Here is a 19,985-nt window from a genome sequence, read left to right as displayed (position 1 = left end):
TCAGCCGGCGCCGCCCGCCTGCCTGCGATCCCTCAGGTACAGCGCAAACCCCGCCGGCCACATGAGGCCCACCAGCAGCCGGGCTCCCCATCCCTTCAGCTCCCTGCCCTGGGGCCGTGGAATGCCCGCATCGCGCAGATGCAGGGCAAACCGCGTATAGCGCGCCGCCGCCATCAGGAACTCCTTGGGCCGGAAGCGAAACCACGGCAGGCAATGTACGACCGTATCATGAGCCAGCAGCCATAACCCCAAAGCATGCTGGCGCCCCTGCCTGCCCTGGTGCGACAGGGCGTCCGGGCTGTCGTAGTACACACGGAACACCTTGTTGACGAAACGCGTCAGGTAGCCCGCCCTGGCGATCGCCCGCCAGACCAGGCTTTCCGGCACAAAGCCGGGGAATTCCTCCGGAAACGGAAACCGGCGCAGAACCTCCGTGCTCAGGCAACCGAACTTCTCTCCACGCACATTGCAGCGAAACGTCATGTCCAGCGACGTCATGTCCTGCACATCCTGCGGATAGCGGTCGCCCACGATCGTGCCGTCCGGCCTGGCGCACAGGCCCGTGACGGCGGCGTAGCGCCCGCGCTCCTGCGGCGCGATGCCCCGCCAGACCTCCGCCATGGCCTGCAGCGCGTCGGGGTCGAGCGTATCGTCACTGTCGATCGCCACGATCAGTTCGCCCGCCGCCTGCTCGACCCCGCGATTGAAGGCGCTTTTCTTGTGCTGGTTGGGCTGCCAGAAATAATGGATGGGAAAGCCGGCGTCCTCCTGCCAGGACTCGACCAGTACTCGGGTATCATCCGTGGATCCATCGTCGACAATCCGCCATTCGAAATCGCGGCTAGTCTGTTCCTGTAGCGACCGGTATACGCGCGGCAGGGTATGGGCGCGGTTGTAGGTGGGCGTCAGTACAGTGAACAGCGGTTGGGGTTCAGTATCCGGCATGCCATGACTCTCCCGAGCGAAATGCCCCCATGCTGCGCGCTCCCGCGCCCTCCCGGGAGGAACTCAGCGGAAAAAGAAAAAAGCCATACATCACGAGGACATATGGCTTTTATACACCGCGCGGCGCCTTGGCGGTACTGCGCGGCTGAAGCGAAGTCTGGATCAGACGCGCTTGACCTTCTCCAGCATCTTGAAGACGCCCTTCGGCGACTTGATGAAAAGACGCTTGAATGCCTTGCCCAGGCAACGACGCTCGAGGGTGTTGCGGCGCGTACGCTTGATTTCTGCCATGATGTTCTCCGGAAAATTCAGATGACGGATCGCCCGCCGGTACGGGCTAGCGATCGGTAACGCACGCCCTGAAAATGGAATCAACCCGGTATTCTAGCAAATATCCGGGATGCTCCGCCATTTCGTGCGCAAAAATGCCCCTGTGCCGCGCTTCGGCGACCGATCAGCGTTTCACCGCCTCGATCTGGATCAGCAGGCGCACATCATCCGGGATGCCCGGCAAGCCGAAGTCCATGCCGAAATCGCTGCGCTTGATCGTCGCCTCGAAATCGCCGCCGCAGACTTCGCGCTGCTCGAAGTGCCGGCTGTTGTAGCAATTGAAACGCTGCGCCGTCAGCGTGACCGGCTGCGTCTTGGACAACAGGGTCAGCTCGCCCTTGACGGACGCAACCTTGTCGCCGTCGAACGTGAACTCGCTTCCCTTGAATGTGGCGAGCGGGTGCTTCTGAACGCCAAGGAAATCGTCGTTCATCAGATGCTGGTTGTAGGGTTCGACTCCGGTATTCACCGAAGCGGGATCAATCGTGACATCGACACTGCCCTTCCTCGCCGCCTTGTCCAGCGTGATCGTTCCCTCGACCTTGTCGAACCGGCCCCGGTTGGTCGATGTTCCCGAGTGCAGGACCTCGAAGTGGACGAAGGCGTGCGTGGGCTCGACATCGTAGACGGCTTCCTGCGCCTGAGCGGAGGCGAGGAGGCCGAAACATGCGGAAAGAACGGAAATGGATCGGACGATCATGGGAATTCCTTTTCGTGAATCAGTGAGAAACATGCCGTACGCCAGCCATCCGGCCGAACGGGCGGTACATTCCTTTAGTCTAGAGTTGCGACAGCCACAGGCAAGCACAAGCTGACAAAATTCTGACAGAGATCAAATCCTCGTCCGAACCAGCTGTTTCAAGCGATTACGCCGCCTCGCCCTCATAACCGCGATGCCTGCCCGGACTCGTGCGAATCCGATGCGCCAGAAGGATTATGATTATGCGATCCCTTCCTCAAAGGAGACTCCGGACGAGCCGCTTGGAAAGCAAGCGCCGCGGCCCGTTCGAAGCCTCCCCGGCTTCCGTTTTCGCATGACTTCCCAGATCCGAATCTTTGGCGCGCGCCAGAACAACCTGAAAAACCTCGATGTCGACATCAAGACCGGCGAGCTGCTGGTCCTGACCGGCGTCTCCGGCTCCGGCAAAAGCTCGCTGGCCTTCGATACTCTTTATGCCGAAGGCCAGCGCCGCTACGTCGAGACTTTCTCGCCCTACGCCCGGCAGTTCCTGGACCGCATGGACAAGCCACAGGTGGACCGCATCGAAGGGATTCTGCCAGCCATCGCCATCGACCAGGTCAATCCGGTGCGCAACTCGCGCAGCACCGTCGGCACGATGACGGAGCTGAACGATCACCTGAAGCTGCTGTACGCCCGCATGGGCCGCCTGTTCTGCCGCAGCGACGCTTCGGAAGTCCGGCGCGACGATCCGCACAGCATCTACGCCGCGCTGAAGGAACGCACGGCAGACGGAGAGCCGCGGCTGGTCGTCACATTCCCGGTAGCCGTCCCGGCCAACTTCAGCGAGGAGGAGGTGCGCGGCTTCCTGGACCAGCAGGGCTATACCCGCGTCCACAGCGAAGAGACTGTCGATGTCCCTGTCGCTGATACCTCGAAACCCGCGAAAGGCAAGCGCAAAACGGCCGGAAAAGCGCCTTCCGGAACAACGGAGTCGCAACGCATCCTGCACGTCATGCAGGATCGCTTCCGGCTGTCCTCGGCGGAGCCCGAGCGCGTCCTGGAAGCCCTGGAAACCGCGCTGCGCCAAGGCGGCGGCCGCCTGGCCGTCCGGGCGCTGGACGACGAAGGCAAGGAAGCGGCATGCTGGCAATTCAGCAAGCGCCTGCAGAACCCCGCCGCCGGCATCGACTACGCCACGCCGCTGCCCAGCACATTCTCGTTCAATTCGCCGCTGGGCGCCTGCGAAACCTGCCGCGGCTTCGGCCGCACCATGGGAATCGACTACGGGCTGGTCGTGCCCGACGAGACCAAGACGCTGCGCGAAGGCGCCATCAAGCCCTGGCAGACCGCCAGCTACAAGGAATGCCAGGATGAAATGCAGCGCTACGCGCCCGCCGCAGGCGTGCGCCTGGACGTCCCCTGGAAGCTGCTGCGTCCCGAAGAACGCCAATGGGTCATCGAAGGCACGCCCGACTGGAAAGGCGGCAGCCAGGCCTGGAAGACCCAATGGTACGGCGCCCAACGCTTCTTCGACTGGCTGGAGACCAAGGCCTACAAGATGCACGTGCGCGTGCTGCTGTCCAAATACCGCAGCTACACGCCCTGCCCGGCCTGCGGCGGCTCGCGCCTGAAGCCCGATGCCACGCTGTGGCGCATCGGCGACGAGCCGTTCGACGGCGACGACCGCTATCCCCGCTTCATGCCCGTGCATGCCGACTGGACGCGCGCGCAGCTCGACGCCCTGCCCGGCCTGGGCATCCATGACCTGATGCGGCTGCCCATCGAGCGGGTGCGCCGCTTCTTCGATACCCTGAGCTTCGGCGACGCCATGGACGCCGCGCTGGAGCTGCTGCTGGAAGAGGTACGCTCGCGCCTGAAGTTCCTGTGCGACGTCGGCCTGGGCTATCTGTCGCTCGATCGCCAGAGCCGTACGCTTTCCGGCGGCGAGGTGCAGCGCATCAATCTGACCACGGCCCTGGGCACATCGCTGGTCAACACGCTGTTCGTGCTGGACGAGCCTTCCATAGGCCTGCATCCGCGCGACATGCACCGCATTGTCCAGGTCATGCACCGTCTGCGCAGCAACGGCAATACCCTGGTGGTCGTGGAACACGATCCGCTCGTCATGCAGGCCGCCGACCGCGTCATGGATATCGGCCCCGGTCCCGGCGAGCGCGGCGGGCAGATCGTGTTCGACGGCACTCCGGCACAGTTGGCGCGAGCCGACACGCTGACCGGCCGCTATTTCGGCGGACGCGAACGCGTGCAGGCGCCGCGGCCCATGCCCGTGGCCGCCAGTACGCCCCGGCTGCTGCTGGAGGGCGTGCGCGCCAACAACCTGAAGAACGTCTCGGTCGAATTCCCGCTGGGCCGGCTGGTGTGCGTCACCGGCGTCTCGGGATCGGGCAAGTCCACGCTGATCCAGGATGTGCTGTACCCCGCCATCCTCAAGCAGAAAGGCAAGCCCACAGAAGCGCCCGGCCCGCACGACCGGTTGCTGGGAACGGAACAGATCGCCGAAGTGGTCATGGTCGACCAGACGCCCATCGGCAAGACGGCGCGTTCCAACCCGGCCAGCTACGTCGGCGCGTTCGACGCCATCCGCAAGCTGTTCGCCCAGGCGCCGCTATCGAAAGAACGCGGCTATACCCCCGGCACATTCAGCTTCAACAGCGGCGAGGGCCGCTGTCCCACCTGCGGCGGCACGGGCTTCGAGCACGTGGAAATGCAGTTCCTGTCCGACGTCTACCTGCGTTGCCCCGACTGCGACGGCAAGCGCTTCCGGCCGGAAGTGCTGGAAGTCCGTGTCGAGCACCTGGGCCGCAGCGCCTCCATCGATGAAGTGCTGGAGATGACGGTATACGAGGCGCTGGAATTCTTCAGCGGACTGCGCGACGTGCAGAACGGCCTGGCGCCGCTGTCCGACGTGGGCCTGGAATACGTGCGCCTGGGCCAGCCCGTGCCGACCCTGTCGGGCGGCGAGGCCCAGCGCCTGAAGCTGGCCGGCCACCTGGCCACGGCGGCGCGCAGCGGCATTTCCGCTTCGCGCGTGGCGGTCAAGGGCAGCCTGTTCCTGTTCGACGAGCCCACCACCGGCCTGCACTTCGACGATGTGGCCCGCCTGATGCGCGCCTTCCGCAAGCTGCTGGCCGCCGGGCATTCCCTGCTGATCATCGAGCACAACCTGGACGTAGTCCGCGCGGCCGACTGGCTCATCGACCTGGGACCGGAGGGCGGCGATGCCGGCGGCACTGTGGTCGGCACCGGCACGCCGGATACGCTGATGCGAAACCCCGCCTCGCATACCGGCAGGGCCCTGAAGGAATACGAAGCCTCGCTGGACTCCACGACACAGGCGCAGCCCGCCCATGCGCTGGCCGAGCCCAAGGCTCCCTATGCCGCCGAGGAAGAAGGCACGCCGCTGCAATCGCTGCTGCGCAAGCGTCACGGACGCGCGCACGGCATCGACATCATCAATGCCAGGGAACACAACCTGAAGGGCCTGAACGTCTCCATTCCGCGCGATACGTTCACCGTCATCACCGGCGTGTCCGGTTCGGGCAAGTCCACGCTGGCGTTCGACATTCTGTTCAATGAAGGCCAGCGGCGCTACCTGGAGTCGCTCAACGCCTATGCCCGCGCCATCGTGCAGCCCGCCGGCAAGCCCGACGTGGACGCCATCTACGGCATCCCGCCGACCGTCGCCATCGAGCAGCGCACCAGCCGCGGCGGCCGCAAGTCCACCGTGGCCACCATGACGGAGATCCACCATTTCCTGCGCCTGCTGTACGTCAAGCTGGGCACGCAGATGTGCCCGACCTGCAATGTGCCGGTCGAATCCCAGACGGCGGACCAGATCGTGGCGGCGCTGCTGCGCGACCTGAAAGGCCGCCACATCGGACTGCTGGCGCCGCTGGTCGTGGCGCGCAAGGGCTACTACACCGACCTGGCCAAGTGGGCCGGCGGCAAGGGCCATACCCATTTGCGCGTGGACGGCGAATTCATCCCCACCGCCAACTGGCCGCGGCTGGACCGCTACCGCGAGCACACCATAGAGCTGCCCGTGGCCGACCTGCTGGTTTCGTCCAATGATGAAGCCGGCCTGCGCCAGGCGGTCGGCAGCGCGCTGGAACACGGCAAGGGCAGCATGAGCGTGCTGGTCGATGTCTCCGGCGCCGCCCAGGGTCCTCTGGAAGCGCGCCGCAACGGCGCTCCGGCGGGCGATGCGGAGCAGCGCCACTACTCGATCAAGCGCGTCTGCCCCTGCTGCGGCGAGAACTTCCCGGAACCGGATCCGCGCCTGTTCTCCTACAACTCCAAGCATGGCTGGTGCACGCACTGCTACGGCACAGGACTGGAGATCGCAGGCTTCGACGAGACCCAGACCGGCGAGGAAACTTCCTGGACGAACAGCGACAACGAGCCCGCCGGCACGTGCGCGCATTGCCACGGCCAGCGGCTGAATGCGGTGGCGCTGGCGTTCCGCTGGCGCGACCGCTCCATCGCCGAGCTGGCCTGCATGCCCGTGGACGAGGCGCACACCTTCTTCACGGGACTGGTAGCGCGCGGACGCGAAAGCGAGATCGCCCGCGACATCCTCGCCGAGATCCGCAGCCGCCTGCGCTTCATGGAAGAAGTCGGCCTGGGCTATCTGGCGCTGGACCGCGCCGCCCCCACGCTGTCCGGCGGCGAAGCGCAACGCATCCGCCTGGCCGCGCAACTGGGCTCGAACATGCAGGGCGTCTGCTATGTGCTGGACGAGCCCACCATCGGCCTGCATCCGCGCGACAACCGCATCCTTCTCAACGCGCTGTCACGCCTGGAGGGCAACGGCAACACGCTGGTGGTGGTCGAGCATGACGACGACACCATCCGGCGCGCCGCCCACATCATCGACATCGGACCCGGCGCGGGCACGCGCGGCGGCACCGTCGTCGCGCAGGGATCGGCGCGGGACATCATGGACAGTCCCGAATCCCTGACCGGCCGCTATCTGAAATCGCCGCTGCTGCATCCGCTGCAGCCGCGCCGCCCCATCGGGCCGGACACCGCGTTCGTGGAAGTTCATGGCGCCCACCTGCATAATCTGCAGCGGGTAAACGCGCGCATTCCCGTGGAGAGGCTGAGCGTCGTCACCGGCGTATCGGGATCGGGCAAGTCCACGCTGGCCCGCGAAGTCCTGCTGGACAACCTGGCGCGCACGGTGGGCCAACGCAATGCCGGCGCGCCGAAATGGCAAGGCTGCGACGACATCGCCGGGTGGGAAAGCCTGGACCGCGTGCTGGAAGTGGACCAGACGCCCATCGGCAAGACGCCGCGTTCCTGCCCCGCCACCTACATCGGGTTCTGGGACGATGTGCGCAGGCTGTTCGCCGACACGCGCGACGCCCGTATGCGTGGCTGGAGCGCTTCGCGCTTCTCGTTCAATACCGGCGACGGCCGCTGCCACGTCTGCGAGGGCCAGGGCATGCGCACCATTGAAATGAACTTCCTGCCGGACGTGAAGGTGCCGTGCGACGCCTGCAACGGCGACCGCTTCAATCCCGACACGCTCGGCGTCACCCTGCGCGGCAAGAGCGCTGGCGAAGTGCTGCGCATGGAAGTGGACGAAGCGGTGGAATTCTTCGCCGCCCATCCCAAGATCGCCCGTCCGCTGAAGCTGATGCAGGACGTCGGCCTTGGCTACCTCACGCTGGGGCAGCCTTCGCCCACGCTGTCGGGCGGAGAGGCGCAGCGCATCAAGCTGGTCACGGAACTGAGCAAGGCCAGGCTGACCGACGGCCTGCTGCGCACCGGACGCGCCTCGCGCCTGCCTCACACGCTGTACGTGCTGGACGAGCCCACGGTCGGCCTGTCCATGGCCGACGTGGAAAAGCTTATCCACGTGCTGCACCGACTGGTGGAAGCCGGCAATACCGTACTCGTCATCGAGCACAACCTGGACATCATCGCCGAGGCGGACTGGATCGTCGATCTGGGACCGGAAGGCGGCAGCGGCGGCGGGCGCCTGGTCGCGCAGGGCGAGCCCGAAACGCTGCTGCGCGAGCACGCCGAGTCCCACACCGCGCAGGCGCTCGCGCCATTGCTGCAGGCCTGCGAGGCGCAGGTCGCCTCATGACCACACATCAAAGCGCCGGGACGGAAGTCCGCTGCCGTTTCGAGGACCGCCTGGCCGGCGCCGCCCTCGAAATGCGGCAGCCCCTGGCGCACATCACCGCCGCATCGCCGGAGGAGCTGCCGGATGCGCTGGATCGGATCCGCGCCGCCCAGTCGCAAGGCAACTGGATTGCGCTGGCGCTGGACTATGAGCTGGGTCTGTGGCTGGATCCCGCTTTCGACAGTCTGCCGAACCGGACGCGAGAGGGATCTCCCGCCCTTAGCGCATGGGTGTTCGCCCAGGCCTGCGAAACCGTCCCCTGGGGGCCGCCGGAGGCGGCCGGCGATATCCGCCTGAGCCGAATTCCCGGCATCGCGCAGGAAGATTATCTGAAGACCGTATCCGCCCTGCGCGAGCGCATGGCGCGCGGCGACTTCTATCAAGTGAACTACACCTTTCCTCTCCATGTACGCAGTAATGCGACGCCGGAACGGCTGTACCGCGCCATCGCCAGCCGCCATCCGGTCGCGCATGGCGTCTACTTCGAGGATGCGCACCGGACCATCGCGTCGTTCTCGCCGGAACTGTTCGTCACGCGGCGCGGCGACAGGCTGACCGTGCGCCCCATGAAAGGCACGGCGCCGCGCCATGCCGATCCTGGACGGGACCGCCTCCAGGCGGAAGCGCTGCAGGCCAGCACAAAGAACCGCGCCGAGAACCTGATGATCGTCGATCTGCTGCGCAACGACCTGGGCCGCATCGCCGTCCCGGGCAGCGTGCGGGTGGATGCGCTGTTTTCGCTGGAGAAATATCCCTCGGTCTGGACGCTGACCTCCACAATCTCCGCCCGGCAGTCCAGGGACTATTCCCTGCTGGAGCTCCTGGCCGCGCTGTTTCCCTGCGGCTCCATCACCGGCGCTCCCAAGGTCGCCGCCATGCACGCCATCGCGCAATCGGAGCCGCATCCTCGCGGGATCTACTGCGGCAGCCTGGGCTGGCTGGCTCCCGGCGGGGATTTTTCGCTGAACGTCGCCATCCGCACGCTGGAGCTGGCGCGCGATGACGGCGCAGGCGGAGCCTCGGGCACCTTCGGCGTCGGCGGCGGCATCGTCATGGATTCCGACCCGGCGCAGGAATGGGAAGAATGCCTGTGGAAGGCCCGCATCCTTGACCTTGACGGCGCACAGGCGTCATCATCCCGGTAAATAAAACGGCACCCGACAATGACCTCCTCCCCCGACACAGCCCAATTGATCGAAACCATGCGCGTCGAGACCGGGCACCGAACGCCGCTGCGCCAACTGCATCTCGCGCGCCTGAAACGTTCCTGCGAAGCGCTGGACTTCCGCTTCCCGAAAGACCTGGAAAAGGCGCTGGACCAGCGCATTGCCAGGCTAGACCGCCACCATCTCCACAGGCTGCGCATCCTGGTGGACCGTGACGGCGGCCACACGCTGGAGACCGGCGTCCTGCCTCCCTCTCCCGCGGCTTTCAGCCTTCTGCTGCAGCATGCCCCCAGGGAGGCCGACCAGGCCTGGGTGCGCCACAAGAGCACATACCGCCCATGGTATGCGCAAGCCGCACAATGGCTGGCGAACAATCCGGACGTGTTCGATGTGGTCTATTGCGATGCGAACGATATGGTTTGCGAAGGCAGCCGCACCAATATCTACATCAAGGATGCCGCGGGCCGCTGGCTGACGCCCCCGGTCGAGGCGGGCATACTGCCGGGCGTGCAGCGCCAGGAACTGCTGGAACAGGGCCTGGCGCACGAGGCTCCCGTCACTCGCCGCGAGCTGCTGCAGGCCAGGGAGATCCGGCTGTCGAATGCGCTGCGCGGCTGGCATCCGGCCCACCTGGTCCGGGACCACACGAACATCGGCGCCTGACGCGTCCGTCCGCCTAGGCCGATGCGGAAGACGGCCTGCCCTGCATGACGCACTGCATGGCGTCGTTGGCGGCTGCAAATCCCATGGCAGCCGTCACGGCAACGGCGGAACCGTATCCTGCGCACGACAGCCCCTGTGGAGCATCCGGCTCGCCGCCCTGCAGCCAGGCATCCGGCAGCAACGCCGGCTGATCGAACCAGAGGCAGCGAACCTGCATCGGCGGAATGCGCTTGCGCACTTTGCCGGCGGCGTCGCCGGCGCGCGGAAATCCATGCTGACGCCTCAGAGTGTTGCGCAGCTTGGCCAGCAAGGCATCATTGGCCGCGCGGGACAGGTCGCCGCTGCGCAGCAGCAGCGGATCGGTCTTGCCCCCCGCTCCACCGCAGACAATGACAGGCATGCGGCGCTGCCTGCCCAGCAGGATCATGGCGATCTTGGCGGAGATCTGGTCGGTGCAGTCGATGAGGACCTGTACGTCGTCGCCGATCAGCTCGGCGGCATTGCCGGGTTCCACGAAGTCTTCATGCGCTTTGACCATGCAGCCGGGATGGATCTGCGCGATCCGTTCACGCATGGCCTGCACCTTGGATTGACCGAGTGTATTGGTGAGGGCATGCAGTTGCCGGTTGACGTTGGACTCGGCGATGTTGTCCAGGTCGACCAGGGTAAGCGTGCCGACGCCGGACCGCGCCAGCGCTTCCGCGCACCAGGACCCGACGCCGCCGATACCAGCGACGGCAATATGCGCCCTGCGCAGCCGCTGCGCCGCGTCCGGCCCGTACAGGCGCGTCATGCCGCCAAAGCGGCGTTCGAGATCGACTGATTCCATGGGTTCCGTGAAAATTTCTCTGATTCTGGTCGGTGGTGATTATATAAAGACGTACATACGCCACATCGCCGCTGCGCGAAGAAAGATGCTTACTGTTTCTGCCGCATCAGCGGAATAATTCATGCTATCTTAATCGGCAGAAACAGCGTCATACGCATTCTGGCCCTGTTTCCGCCAGTAAACCGTTTTTCTCGCACGACCATGCCATCCTCCGCAGTCACTCCCAGGCCATTTCGCGTCTTGTCCGACGAAGAACGCAGCGCCTCGCTGCGCCAGGCGCTGCTCGGCAGGGATACCGGCCAGGATCTGTGGGTATTCGGATACGGATCGCTGATCTGGCGCCCGGAATTCGATTTCACCGAACAGCGGATGGCGCTGCTGCGCGGCTACCACCGATCACTGTGCCTGTGGTCGCGCATCAACCGCGGCACCCCGGAACAGCCCGGCCTGGTTTTCGGGCTGGATGCGGGAGGCTCCTGCAAGGGCGTGGTGTACCGCATTCCCGCCAACCGGATCGCGGACACGATGGACGCGCTGTGGCGCAGGGAAATGCCCAGCGGCGCATATACGCCGAAGTGGCTGGAGACGCGCACGGACGATGGTCCCGTCGCCGCTCTGGCCTTCGTGATGAACCGGCACACGGACGCCTACGTGCGCGATCTGCCGCAGGAGCGGCTGATCGACATCGTGCGGACCGCGCATGGCACCTACGGCCCATGCCTGGAATATGTCGTCGAGACATCGCGCGCCCTGCGCCGATCGGGTATACAGGACGCCCGGCTGGAAGCGCTGATGCGGCAATTGCAGACGGAGTCGGCCCTGAACGGGTAAACTTGTCGTTTATCCCGATTTTCCCCTGCGAGCCCTCCATGTCTGTCGCCGACATACGCCACGATTACTCCAAGAACGAACTGCTGGAATCATCCCTGGCCGACGATCCGTTCCGCCAGTTCGATGCCTGGTTCGAAGAAGCGCTTGCCGCAAAGGTATCCGAAGTCAACGCCATGACCCTGGCCAGCGCCGATGCCAAGGGCCGGCCGTCGGCCCGCATCGTGCTGCTCAAGGGCTACGACGAACGCGGCTTCGTGTTCTTCACGAACTACGATTCCCGCAAGGGACACGATCTGCAGGAAAATCCTCAGGCCAGCCTGCTTTTCTTCTGGCCGGCGCTGGAGCGCCAGGTCCGCATCGAAGGCAGCGTCTCCCGCACCTCGGAGCAGGAATCGGACGAGTACTTCCACAGCCGCCCGCTCGGTTCGCGCATCGGCGCCTGGGCTTCTCCGCAAAGCCGCCCCATTACGCGCGAAGCGCTGGAAGCCAATACCGCCAGCCTGGGCGAGAGTCTGGGCGAGCATCCCCAGCGTCCCGAACATTGGGGCGGTTTCCGCCTGGCGCCCGAACGCCTGGAGTTCTGGCAAGGCCGCCCCTCCCGCCTGCACGACAGGCTGGTCTACGAGCGCAACGCGGAAGGCCTGTGGCTGGTCAGCCGTCTGGCCCCATGATCCTTCTCCACGGCATGAATCCTGCTACGCCCGCATTCGATCAGAGCTACTTTCGTTCCGCACTGTCGCGTTTTCCCACCGGCGTTACCGTCGTGGTGGCGCAGGCCGCCGACGGCAGTCCCATCGGGATGACCATCAGCTCCTTCAGCTCGCTGTCGCTGGAACCTCCACTGGTGCTGTGGACCCTGAAGCTGGAATCGGCTTCGATAGCCCATATGCGCCAGGCCGAAGGCTACGTCATCCATGTACTGTCCGCGGCGCAGCAGGACCTTGCCTACCGCTTCGCCAAAGGCTCGCAGCAGGAACGTTTCGAAGGCATTCCGCTGAAGCGTTCCCGCTCGGGCCTGTGGATGCTGGACATGCCTGACTGCTCGGCCTGGTTCGAATGCCGCAATCATCATCAGCACGACGCGGGCGATCACGCCATTTTCATTGGCGCCGTCCATGCATGCGCCTGGACCAACGCGCAACCGTTGATCCACCACTCGAGGCGCTTTCATCATTCCCCGCCCGTCGCCGAAATCATCGTCGAGCGCTAAGGCCCGCAATACCGGCATCAGCTTCAACCTTTTGAATTCAAAAGATATATGAACGACTATATCCTGACACTGTCCTGCCCCGACCGCATCGGCATCGTGCACAGTGTTTCCGGATGGCTGCTCAACAGCCACGGCAACATCATCGATTCGCAGCAGTTCCGCGATGCCGCCAGCGAACGCTTCTTCTTGCGCGTGCATTTCAGCCTGCCCATAGCCACCACGGCCGAAGCCCTGCTCGAATCCTTCCAGTCGGTTTCCTCGCGCTTCGACATGGATGTGCAGATCCATGATGCGCAGCGCAAGGCCCGCCTGCTGCTGCTGGTCAGCCGCCAGGGCCACTGCCTGAACGATCTGCTGTTCCGCGTGCACAGCGGGCAACTGCCCGTCACCATCGCCGCCGTTGCGTCCAACCACAAGGACCACGAAGCCCTGGCGCAGTCCTACGGCATTCCCTTCCACCATTATCCTGTCGCCAAGGAAACCAAGGCGGCGCAGGAAGCGCAGATCCTGGACCTGGCCAAACGCGAGAACGTGGACCTGGTCGTGCTGGCCCGCTACATGCAGGTGCTATCCGAAGACATGTGCAAGACCCTGGCCGGGCGCGCCATCAATATCCACCACAGCTTCCTGCCAGGTTTCAAGGGCGCCAAGCCTTATCACCAGGCGCATGCCCGCGGCGTGAAGATCATCGGCGCAACGGCCCACTACGTCACGGCGGACCTGGACGAAGGCCCCATCATCGCCCAGGACATCGAGCACGTGGACCACTCCTTCAGCCCGGACGAACTGGTGCGCATCGGCAGCGACATCGAATCGAAAGTGCTGGCGCGCGCCGTACGCTTCCATGTGGAGCACCGCATCCTGCTCAACGGCGACCGCACCGTCATCTTCCGCTGAGCGCGAGCCCGATGCGATCGGAAATGCAAGCCGCTTGTCGCGCCGCTTGCGCAGGCTTCGGCCCGAAGGCCGCCGCCCTCCATTTTCTCAAAGCAGCTTGCCGGGATTCATGATGCCCAGCGGATCCAGCGCCCGCTTGATGTCCCGCATCAGCGCCATGGCGACCGGGTCCTTGTAGCGCGGCAGCAGGCCGCGCTTGAGCTGGCCGATGCCGTGCTCGGCGCTGATCGAGCCGTCGAAGCGCGCCACGCTGTCCAGCACGATGGCGAAGATGCGGTCCTGCTGCGCCAGCAACTCGGCTTCCGTGCGACCCGTGCCGGCCGCCACGTTGTAGTGCAGGTTGCCATCGCCCAGGTGTCCGAAGACCACGTGCTCGACGCCGGGAAACGACTGCTGCAGCAGGGCATTGGTTTCTTTCACGAACCGTGCAATCGCCGATACCGGCAGGGAAATGTCGTGCTTTACGCTTTTCCCGAACGCCTTTTCCGACAGCGGAATGCTCTCGCGCAAATGCCAGAGCGCGCGGCTCTGCGCCACGGTTTCGGCAATGGCGGCATCGGCGATATGCCCTGACGCCATCAGGGCGCCCAGCACGGTCTCGAAGCGTTCCTGCGCATGCCCGGCGCTTTCGCTGTCCGACAGCTCCAGCAAGGCGAACCATGGCATGGCCGCCGATGCACCATCGAAAGGAATGCGCTGCTGCGGATAGCAGCGCACCACCCCATGCAGGCAGCTGCCGGCAATGAGCTCGAACCCCGTCAGCGCCGCGCCGAATCCCTTGCGCGCCGCCGCCAGCACCGTCACCGCATCCTCGATGCTTTGCAGCGCCAGCAGCGTCGTGCGCTGGGCTGCCGGCTGCGGGTACAGTTTCAGGGTCGCCGCCGTAATGACGCCCAGCGTGCCTTCGCTGCCGATGAGCAGGTTGCGTAGATCGTAACCGGTATTGTCCTTGCGCAGCCCCTTGAGGCCATGCATGATCTCGCCGCTTGCCGTCACGGCCTCGAGCCCCAGCACCAGCTCGCGCGCATTGCCGTAGCGCAGCACCTGCGTGCCACCCGCATTGGTCGCAAGATTGCCGCCGATGGTGCAGCTGCCTTCGGCCGCCAGGCTCAAGGGAAACAACCGGTCCGCATTGCGCGCGGCCTCCTGGATGGCCTGCAGCACGCAGCCCGCCTCGGCGACCAGCGTGTCGTTGTCCGTGTCGATGGCGCGTATCCGGTCGAGCCGTTGCAGGGACAGAATCAGTTGCGTGCCAGACATGTCCGGCGTGGCGCCGCCGCACAGCCCTGTGTTCCCGCCCTGCGGGACGATGCCTATCCCCCGGTCGGCGCACCAGCGCACCACCCTGGCGACCTCTTCCGTGCAACCGGGCCTGACGACGGCCAACGCCTTGCCCGCATAGCGCTCGCGCCAGTCCAGCTCGCTGGCGCGCGCCGCATCGCCCGTCAATACGTGTTCCGTTCCTACGATGCCCGACAGGGCGCCCAAGTCCATCACTGTCTTTCCTCTGCGAAAACCCCGGCCCGCATCCGCCGGGCCATGCTTTATCCCCGAATCCAGTTTACGCCGATTCCGCCCGCGCAATGCGGATCAGCCACTGCTCGAAAACCTGCAGGGCATCGCTGCCTTCTTCGTCCGTGAGCGGGTAGCCGAAGAAATAGCTTTCCGCCACCGTCAGGCCGCCCGGCCCCGCCAGGGCAAGCTCGCCGCGGACAATGGCATCCGCCACCAGGAACCTGGGTGCCAGAGCCACGCCCATGCCCGCCCGCACCGCGGCCAGCGTCATGCTGAACAGCTCGTACTGCGGCCCGGCGCTGATCAGCGGCGAAAACTCCAGCCCGTGCTGCCGGTACCATGCGCGCCAGGCATCCGGCCGCGACATCATGTGCAGATGCGGCAGACCCTGCATGCCGCCCGCGCCGCGGCTGTCTTCCAGCAGATCCGGACGGCACACCGGCAACAGTTCGCCCTCCTCGAACAGCCTGACGCTGCGCGTGCGCGGCCACGGCTGCTCGCTGTGATAGATGGCGGCGTCGTAAGGGTGATCATTGAACTGGAACGGCAGGGTGCGCGCGGACAGGCTGATGGTAATGTCGGGATGCCTGCGCTGGAAATCCGGCATGCGGGGGATCAGCCAGGTCGTGGCCTGCGTGGGCAGTACCGCGATATGCAGGCTGCGCCCCAGCCCCGACCGCGTGCGCAGACCGAACGTATCCTTTTCCAGTTGCTCCAGGTGGTGCCGGACGCGCGCGGCATACTCCGCCCCCTGCGGCGTGAGCACGACGCGCCGCCTGACCCGGTTGAACAATTGCACGCCCAGGCTGTGCTCCAGCCCGGCCACCTGCCGGTACACCGCGCTGTGCGTCAGCGACAGCTCTTCGGCGGCGCGGGAGAACGTGCCCAGCCGGGCCGTAGCCTCGAACGCCTGCAAGGCGCCCAGATTGGGAATACCATTCCTCATCCTTGCTCCCGCCACACAATAATGTGCAAATTTATCAATTGATGATTTCGAATAATGCACATTATAGTTGTGTACATTCTGGACCGGAGATCAAACCATGTCATCCAACCCTTCTTTCCACTGGCAGGATCCCCTGCTGCTCGACACACAACTTACGGAAGACGAGCGCATGGTGCGCGACGCCGCCCTGGCCTATGCGCAGGACAAGCTGGCGCCCCGCGTCATGGAAGCCTTCCGCAACGAGCAGACGGATCCTTCCATCTTCCGGGAAATGGGCGAACTGGGCCTGCTCGGCGCCACCATCCCCGCCGAATATGGCGGCGCCGGCCTGAACTACGTCTGCTACGGCCTGATCGCCCGCGAAGTCGAACGCATCGACTCCGGCTACCGTTCCATGATGAGCGTCCAGTCCTCCCTGGTCATGGTCCCCATCAATGAATTCGGCACCGAAGAACAGAAACGCAAATACCTGCCCAAGCTGGCCAGCGGCGAATGGATCGGCTGTTTCGGCCTGACCGAGCCCAACCACGGCTCGGACCCCGGCGGCATGGAAACCCGCGCCACGCGCACCGAGAGCGGCTACCGCATCAGCGGCAACAAAATGTGGATCACCAACTCCCCCATCGCCGACGTCTTCGTCGTGTGGGCGAAAGTCGTCGGCGGCGAAGACGACGGCAAGATCGCCGGCTTCATCCTCGAGAAAGGCATGAAGGGCCTGAGCGCCCCTGCCATCCACGGCAAAGTCGGCCTGCGCGCCTCCATTACCGGCGAAGTCGTCATGGACGAAGTCGAGATCGGCGAAGAACAGCGCCTGCCCGGCGTGACCGGCCTGCGCGGCCCATTCACCTGCCTGAACTCGGCCCGCTACGGCATCGCCTGGGGCGCGCTGGGCGCCGCGGAAGCCTGCTGGCACACCGCGCGCCAGTACACGCTGGACCGCAAGCAGTTCGGCCGCCCCCTGGCCGCCAACCAGCTCATCCAGAAAAAGCTGGCCGACATGCAGACTGAAATCACGCTGGGCCTGCAGGGCTGCCTGCGCCTGGGCCGCATGAAGGACGAAGGCATCGCCGCCGTCGAAATCACCTCCATCATGAAGCGCAATTCCTGCGGCAAGTCGCTGGACATCGCACGCATGGCGCGCGACATGCTGGGCGGCAACGGCATCTCGGACGAATTCGGCGTCGCGCGCCACTTGGTCAACCTGGAAGTCGTCAACACCTACGAAGGCACGCACGACGTCCACGCCCTGATCCTGGGCCGCGCCCAGACCGGCATCCAGGCATTCGCAAACTGACAGGCAGGGTGGCGCTGAACGTAGGGTGGTGCTGAGCGAAGCGAAGCCCACCCTACGGAATCTGCAACAGCAAAACACAGACCCCACATAACACGACGCCTCCAAACGCGGCATGACAAGAGGTCCGGCCGGATGCGCCGTGTGCTGGCTGCGGAGCCTTTTGAGGCCCGCCCGCGTGCAGGCGAAGATACCGTGTTGATTGTCAAGCCGATAAGGCGTAGTCAGGTCGATACTCATGCCGGGTCTTGAGCACCCCGAAGCACTGGTGAACCAGTTTGCGCATGGCAGCTCCCAGGGCCGACATCTTGCTTTTGCCGTTGGCTTGAAGTCGGGTATATAGCGCTTGAACGTGCGGGTTGTATCGGACTGCCGACATGGCAGCCAGATACAACATAGCCCGTACCGAGCCGGGCCCGTTCTTGGCCAGGCAGCAGCGCCCTAGAAACGAGCTGCCTGATTGTCGTGGCACGGGCACCAAGCCCAAATAGGCGGCCAACCCTTGGGCCGAGTTGAAGCAGTGGTTATGCATGATGGCCATCATGATCCGGCCAACCCGAGGCCCTATGCCCGGAATGCTGGTCAGCAAGCGCTCATCTTCTTTCAGATCCGGATGCCGGTCGATATGATCGTCAATGGCCTTGTCCAATCGCTTCAATTCCTGAGTCAGAAACGAGATGGTCTGTTCAAGGGACCGCAACACAAGCTCTGCACCTCCCCGGCCTTCACCATCTGTCCTTCCTCGAACAGGATTTCCTTCAACTCCCCATCGACCTTGGCCCGCACCTGTACCGTCGCAAGCGACGTCACCGTGCCGATGGCGCTGCTCTCCACGGCGAATGTGCCTTGCTCCGCCTCCACCACGCGCACAGGAACCGGTCCGGCATAGCGCGACACGGCCGGTCCGGCCCCTTCGTCCGACTCTCCCGCCCACCACCACGCGCCCAGACATGCCAGCAAGACAACAAAAAGAATCCAGGGCCAGCGCCTGGAGACATGGGGTGCAGCGGATTGATTCATGAGACAGCCGGAAAAGAAAGGCAAAAGGAACGCAGGCGGTCGATGCCGGATGACAGGAACCTCATGCGAAACGACATCAAATGCGAATGGTTCTAATTCTACAGAAAAACCATGGGGATACGCCTGCGGCGGCGACGCGGCAAGCCATGCGGGCGCGGACTGATGTCTTCCATCAGAAAAGCTGTGACGCCCAATCACAAAATAATAAGGGATAATCTTCGAAAAACCGCATAAACTCATGGGAAAGCAAAAACCAACGGAGTCGGGCCGACAAGCCTGGATCCATACAGAAATCGCAGGAGACAGAAGCACCATGTATTCCCTGGACTACGAGATACTGCGGCAAGCGCAGGAATGGCTCGATGCGGGCCATCGCGTCCACCTGGCGACCGTGATCCGCACCTGGGGCTCCGCCCCCAGACAGCCGGGCTCCATGGCCGCGCTGCGCGACGACGGTCTGCTCGTCGGTTCCGTATCGGGCGGCTGTATCGAAGACGACCTGATCCAGCGCGCCACTCACGCGGAACTGCCGGCGCCCGCAGGCTGGCTGAGCTACGGCCTGCGGCAGGAAGACATCATCCAGTACGGCCTGCCCTGCGGCGGATCGCTGAAACTGTTCTGCGAAGACCTGACGGGCTCATCCTGGCTGCCGGAGGTTCTGGAAGCCATGCGCCAGCACCGCTCCATCACGCGCGAGGTCGATACCGGCACGGGCCAGTGCCGGCTGTCCCCCGCCCAGCCGGACGACCAGCCCGGAGAATACAGCCATGTATTCCGCGCCATCCACGGTCCGCAGTGGCGGCTGCTGATCATCGGCGCCAACCAGACCAGCAAGGCCCTGGCCGACATCGCCGGCATGCTCGGCTTCCACGTGCTGGTCTGCGATCCGCGCAAGGATTTCCTGCAGACCTGGCACGTCCAGGGCGCCACCACGCTGGCCATGATGCCCGACGACGCCGTCGTCGAGATCGGCACGGACGAACGCACGGCCATCGTCGCCGTCACGCACGACCCGAAACTGGACGACATGGCCCTGCTGGAGGCGCTGAAATCCCGCGCATTCTACGTCGGCGCGCTGGGATCGAAACGCAACTCCGACAAGCGCCGCGAACGGCTCGCCCTGTTCGAGCTGTCCCCCGACGAAATCGAGCGCCTGCGCGGCCCCGTCGGCCTGAGCATATCCAGCCGCACTCCGGCGGAAATCGCCGTCGCCATCGCCGCCGAACTGATCCAGGTGCGCAACAGCCTGCCCCAGATGGCCTGCTCGTCAGCCAGTCCTGTGAGTCACTCCCTCCTGGAGTCGGGAGCTTCCTCGCCACAATAAGGGGGCGCCTGCGGCGCCGTATGACCACTGCCTCGCTTGACCTCGTCGTGAACGACGAGGCTTGCGCTTGGGCGCGTGGTCAGCCTGGAAGCCTCGAGCTGAAGAAAGCAAAGCGGGACGAGAGCATCGCTTCCCGTCCCGCTGCCCTCATCCGTCCCACGCAAGAGCGCCGCGCGCAT

General features: G+C 64.8%; 17 protein-coding genes. 9 read left to right on the top strand and 8 right to left on the bottom strand.

Annotation, left to right across the window (positions count from 1 at the left end):
* The 3 genes from EV686_RS09955 to EV686_RS09950 form a co-directional block, all read right to left on the bottom strand.
* Entirely contained in the window at positions 1–945 is a 945-nt protein-coding gene (locus EV686_RS09955) for a glycosyltransferase family 2 protein (RefSeq protein WP_132476457.1), read from the bottom strand.
* Between the two features lie 162 nt (positions 946–1,107).
* The gene (locus EV686_RS18975) at positions 1,108–1,236 is read right to left on the bottom strand and encodes a hypothetical protein (RefSeq protein ID WP_279389462.1); all 129 of its coding nucleotides are present in this window, start codon (positions 1,234–1,236) and stop codon (positions 1,108–1,110) included.
* A 163-nt stretch (positions 1,237–1,399) separates the two neighbouring features.
* Positions 1,400–1,975, bottom strand: coding sequence for a YceI family protein (locus EV686_RS09950; RefSeq protein ID WP_207901732.1), 576 nt, complete (start codon positions 1,973–1,975; stop codon positions 1,400–1,402).
* 334 nt (positions 1,976–2,309) lie between these two features.
* On the opposite strand from EV686_RS09950, the gene uvrA reads away from it, so the two are divergent.
* The 3 genes from uvrA to EV686_RS09935 are packed head-to-tail and all read left to right on the top strand — an operon-like array spanning position 2,310 to position 9,943.
* Positions 2,310–8,075 carry an excinuclease ABC subunit UvrA gene (uvrA, locus tag EV686_RS09945; RefSeq protein WP_132476454.1) on the top strand — a complete coding sequence of 1,922 codons (5,766 nt, stop codon included), beginning with the start codon at positions 2,310–2,312 and terminating at the stop codon, positions 8,073–8,075.
* A complete protein-coding gene (gene pabB, locus EV686_RS09940; protein ID WP_132476451.1) occupies positions 8,072–9,259 on the top strand; it encodes an aminodeoxychorismate synthase component I in 1,188 nt (395 codons plus the stop codon). The genes uvrA and pabB overlap by 4 nt, the downstream gene beginning before the upstream one ends.
* A gap of 18 nt (positions 9,260–9,277) precedes the next feature.
* Positions 9,278–9,943 (top strand): aminotransferase class IV, encoded by a 666-nt coding sequence (locus EV686_RS09935; RefSeq protein ID WP_132476448.1) that lies wholly within the window; start codon positions 9,278–9,280, stop codon positions 9,941–9,943.
* A 13-nt stretch (positions 9,944–9,956) separates the two neighbouring features.
* Here EV686_RS09935 and EV686_RS09930 read toward each other — a convergent pair whose 3' ends face one another.
* Positions 9,957–10,772, bottom strand: a complete 816-nt coding sequence (locus EV686_RS09930; RefSeq protein ID WP_132476445.1) for a tRNA threonylcarbamoyladenosine dehydratase — start codon at positions 10,770–10,772, stop codon at positions 9,957–9,959.
* 201 nt (positions 10,773–10,973) lie between these two features.
* Here EV686_RS09930 and EV686_RS09925 point away from each other — a divergent pair, with 201 nt between their 5' ends.
* Genes EV686_RS09925 through purU form a run of 4 tightly spaced genes read left to right on the top strand, consistent with a single transcriptional unit; the run spans position 10,974 to position 13,710 of the window.
* Positions 10,974–11,603 carry a gamma-glutamylcyclotransferase gene (locus EV686_RS09925; RefSeq protein ID WP_132476442.1) on the top strand — a complete coding sequence of 210 codons (630 nt, stop codon included), beginning with the start codon at positions 10,974–10,976 and terminating at the stop codon, positions 11,601–11,603.
* Between the two features lie 38 nt (positions 11,604–11,641).
* A complete protein-coding gene (pdxH, locus tag EV686_RS09920) occupies positions 11,642–12,274 on the top strand; it encodes a pyridoxamine 5'-phosphate oxidase (RefSeq protein ID WP_132476439.1) in 633 nt (210 codons plus the stop codon).
* A complete protein-coding gene (locus EV686_RS09915) occupies positions 12,271–12,813 on the top strand; it encodes a flavin reductase family protein (RefSeq protein ID WP_243650832.1) in 543 nt (180 codons plus the stop codon). The genes pdxH and EV686_RS09915 overlap by 4 nt, the downstream gene beginning before the upstream one ends.
* A gap of 48 nt (positions 12,814–12,861) precedes the next feature.
* Positions 12,862–13,710, top strand: coding sequence for a formyltetrahydrofolate deformylase (gene purU, locus EV686_RS09910; RefSeq protein ID WP_132476436.1), 849 nt, complete (start codon positions 12,862–12,864; stop codon positions 13,708–13,710).
* An 87-nt stretch (positions 13,711–13,797) separates the two neighbouring features.
* On the opposite strand, the gene EV686_RS09905 is transcribed toward purU, so the two are convergent.
* Positions 13,798–15,204: an FAD-binding oxidoreductase gene (locus EV686_RS09905; protein WP_132476433.1), complete on the bottom strand. Its 1,407-nt coding sequence runs from the start codon at positions 15,202–15,204 to the stop codon at positions 13,798–13,800.
* 67 nt (positions 15,205–15,271) lie between these two features.
* Entirely contained in the window at positions 15,272–16,171 is a 900-nt protein-coding gene (locus EV686_RS09900) for a LysR substrate-binding domain-containing protein (RefSeq protein ID WP_132476430.1), read from the bottom strand.
* A 97-nt stretch (positions 16,172–16,268) separates the two neighbouring features.
* Between EV686_RS09900 and EV686_RS09895 the strand changes: the two genes are divergently transcribed.
* Positions 16,269–17,465: an acyl-CoA dehydrogenase gene (locus EV686_RS09895; protein WP_132476427.1), complete on the top strand. Its 1,197-nt coding sequence runs from the start codon at positions 16,269–16,271 to the stop codon at positions 17,463–17,465.
* A gap of 202 nt (positions 17,466–17,667) precedes the next feature.
* Here EV686_RS09895 and EV686_RS09890 read toward each other — a convergent pair whose 3' ends face one another.
* Positions 17,668–18,111, bottom strand: coding sequence for a transposase (locus tag EV686_RS09890; protein ID WP_165972568.1), 444 nt, complete (start codon positions 18,109–18,111; stop codon positions 17,668–17,670).
* Positions 18,112–18,128: 17 nt separating this feature from the next.
* Positions 18,129–18,482, bottom strand: a complete 354-nt coding sequence (locus EV686_RS09885) for a biotin/lipoyl-binding protein (RefSeq protein ID WP_132476420.1) — start codon at positions 18,480–18,482, stop codon at positions 18,129–18,131.
* 313 nt (positions 18,483–18,795) lie between these two features.
* On the opposite strand from EV686_RS09885, the gene EV686_RS09880 reads away from it, so the two are divergent.
* Positions 18,796–19,806, top strand: a complete 1,011-nt coding sequence (locus EV686_RS09880) for an XdhC family protein (protein ID WP_132476417.1) — start codon at positions 18,796–18,798, stop codon at positions 19,804–19,806.
* The last annotated feature ends 179 nt before the right edge of the window (positions 19,807–19,985 follow it).

Source organism: Paracandidimonas soli (assembly GCF_004342005.1).
GTDB classification, from domain to species: domain Bacteria; phylum Pseudomonadota; class Gammaproteobacteria; order Burkholderiales; family Burkholderiaceae_B; genus Paracandidimonas; species Paracandidimonas soli.
Note: the sequence above shows the minus strand (reverse complement) of the source record. Positions and strands in the feature narration are given on the sequence as shown.

Bases quoted from the DNA above. Each gene is read 5' to 3' on its own strand.
- EV686_RS09880 (WP_132476417.1), top strand. From the start codon at position 18,796: ATGTATTCCCTGGACTACGAGATACTGCGGCAAGCGCAGGAATGGCTC.
- EV686_RS09925 (WP_132476442.1), top strand. From the start codon at position 10,974: ATGCCATCCTCCGCAGTCACTCCCAGGCCATTTCGCGTCTTGTCCGAC.
- EV686_RS18975 (WP_279389462.1), bottom strand. From the start codon at position 1,236: ATGGCAGAAATCAAGCGTACGCGCCGCAACACCCTCGAGCGTCGTTGC.
- EV686_RS09885 (WP_132476420.1), bottom strand. From the start codon at position 18,482: ATGAATCAATCCGCTGCACCCCATGTCTCCAGGCGCTGGCCCTGGATT.
- EV686_RS09930 (WP_132476445.1), bottom strand. From the start codon at position 10,772: ATGGAATCAGTCGATCTCGAACGCCGCTTTGGCGGCATGACGCGCCTG.
- uvrA (WP_132476454.1), top strand. From the start codon at position 2,310: ATGACTTCCCAGATCCGAATCTTTGGCGCGCGCCAGAACAACCTGAAA.
- EV686_RS09895 (WP_132476427.1), top strand. From the start codon at position 16,269: ATGTCATCCAACCCTTCTTTCCACTGGCAGGATCCCCTGCTGCTCGAC.
- EV686_RS09915 (WP_243650832.1), top strand. From the start codon at position 12,271: ATGATCCTTCTCCACGGCATGAATCCTGCTACGCCCGCATTCGATCAG.
- pdxH (WP_132476439.1), top strand. From the start codon at position 11,642: ATGTCTGTCGCCGACATACGCCACGATTACTCCAAGAACGAACTGCTG.
- EV686_RS09955 (WP_132476457.1), bottom strand. From the start codon at position 945: ATGCCGGATACTGAACCCCAACCGCTGTTCACTGTACTGACGCCCACC.
- EV686_RS09905 (WP_132476433.1), bottom strand. From the start codon at position 15,204: ATGGACTTGGGCGCCCTGTCGGGCATCGTAGGAACGGAACACGTATTG.
- EV686_RS09935 (WP_132476448.1), top strand. From the start codon at position 9,278: ATGACCTCCTCCCCCGACACAGCCCAATTGATCGAAACCATGCGCGTC.
- pabB (WP_132476451.1), top strand. From the start codon at position 8,072: ATGACCACACATCAAAGCGCCGGGACGGAAGTCCGCTGCCGTTTCGAG.
- EV686_RS09950 (WP_207901732.1), bottom strand. From the start codon at position 1,975: ATGATCGTCCGATCCATTTCCGTTCTTTCCGCATGTTTCGGCCTCCTC.
- EV686_RS09900 (WP_132476430.1), bottom strand. From the start codon at position 16,171: ATGAGGAATGGTATTCCCAATCTGGGCGCCTTGCAGGCGTTCGAGGCT.
- purU (WP_132476436.1), top strand. From the start codon at position 12,862: ATGAACGACTATATCCTGACACTGTCCTGCCCCGACCGCATCGGCATC.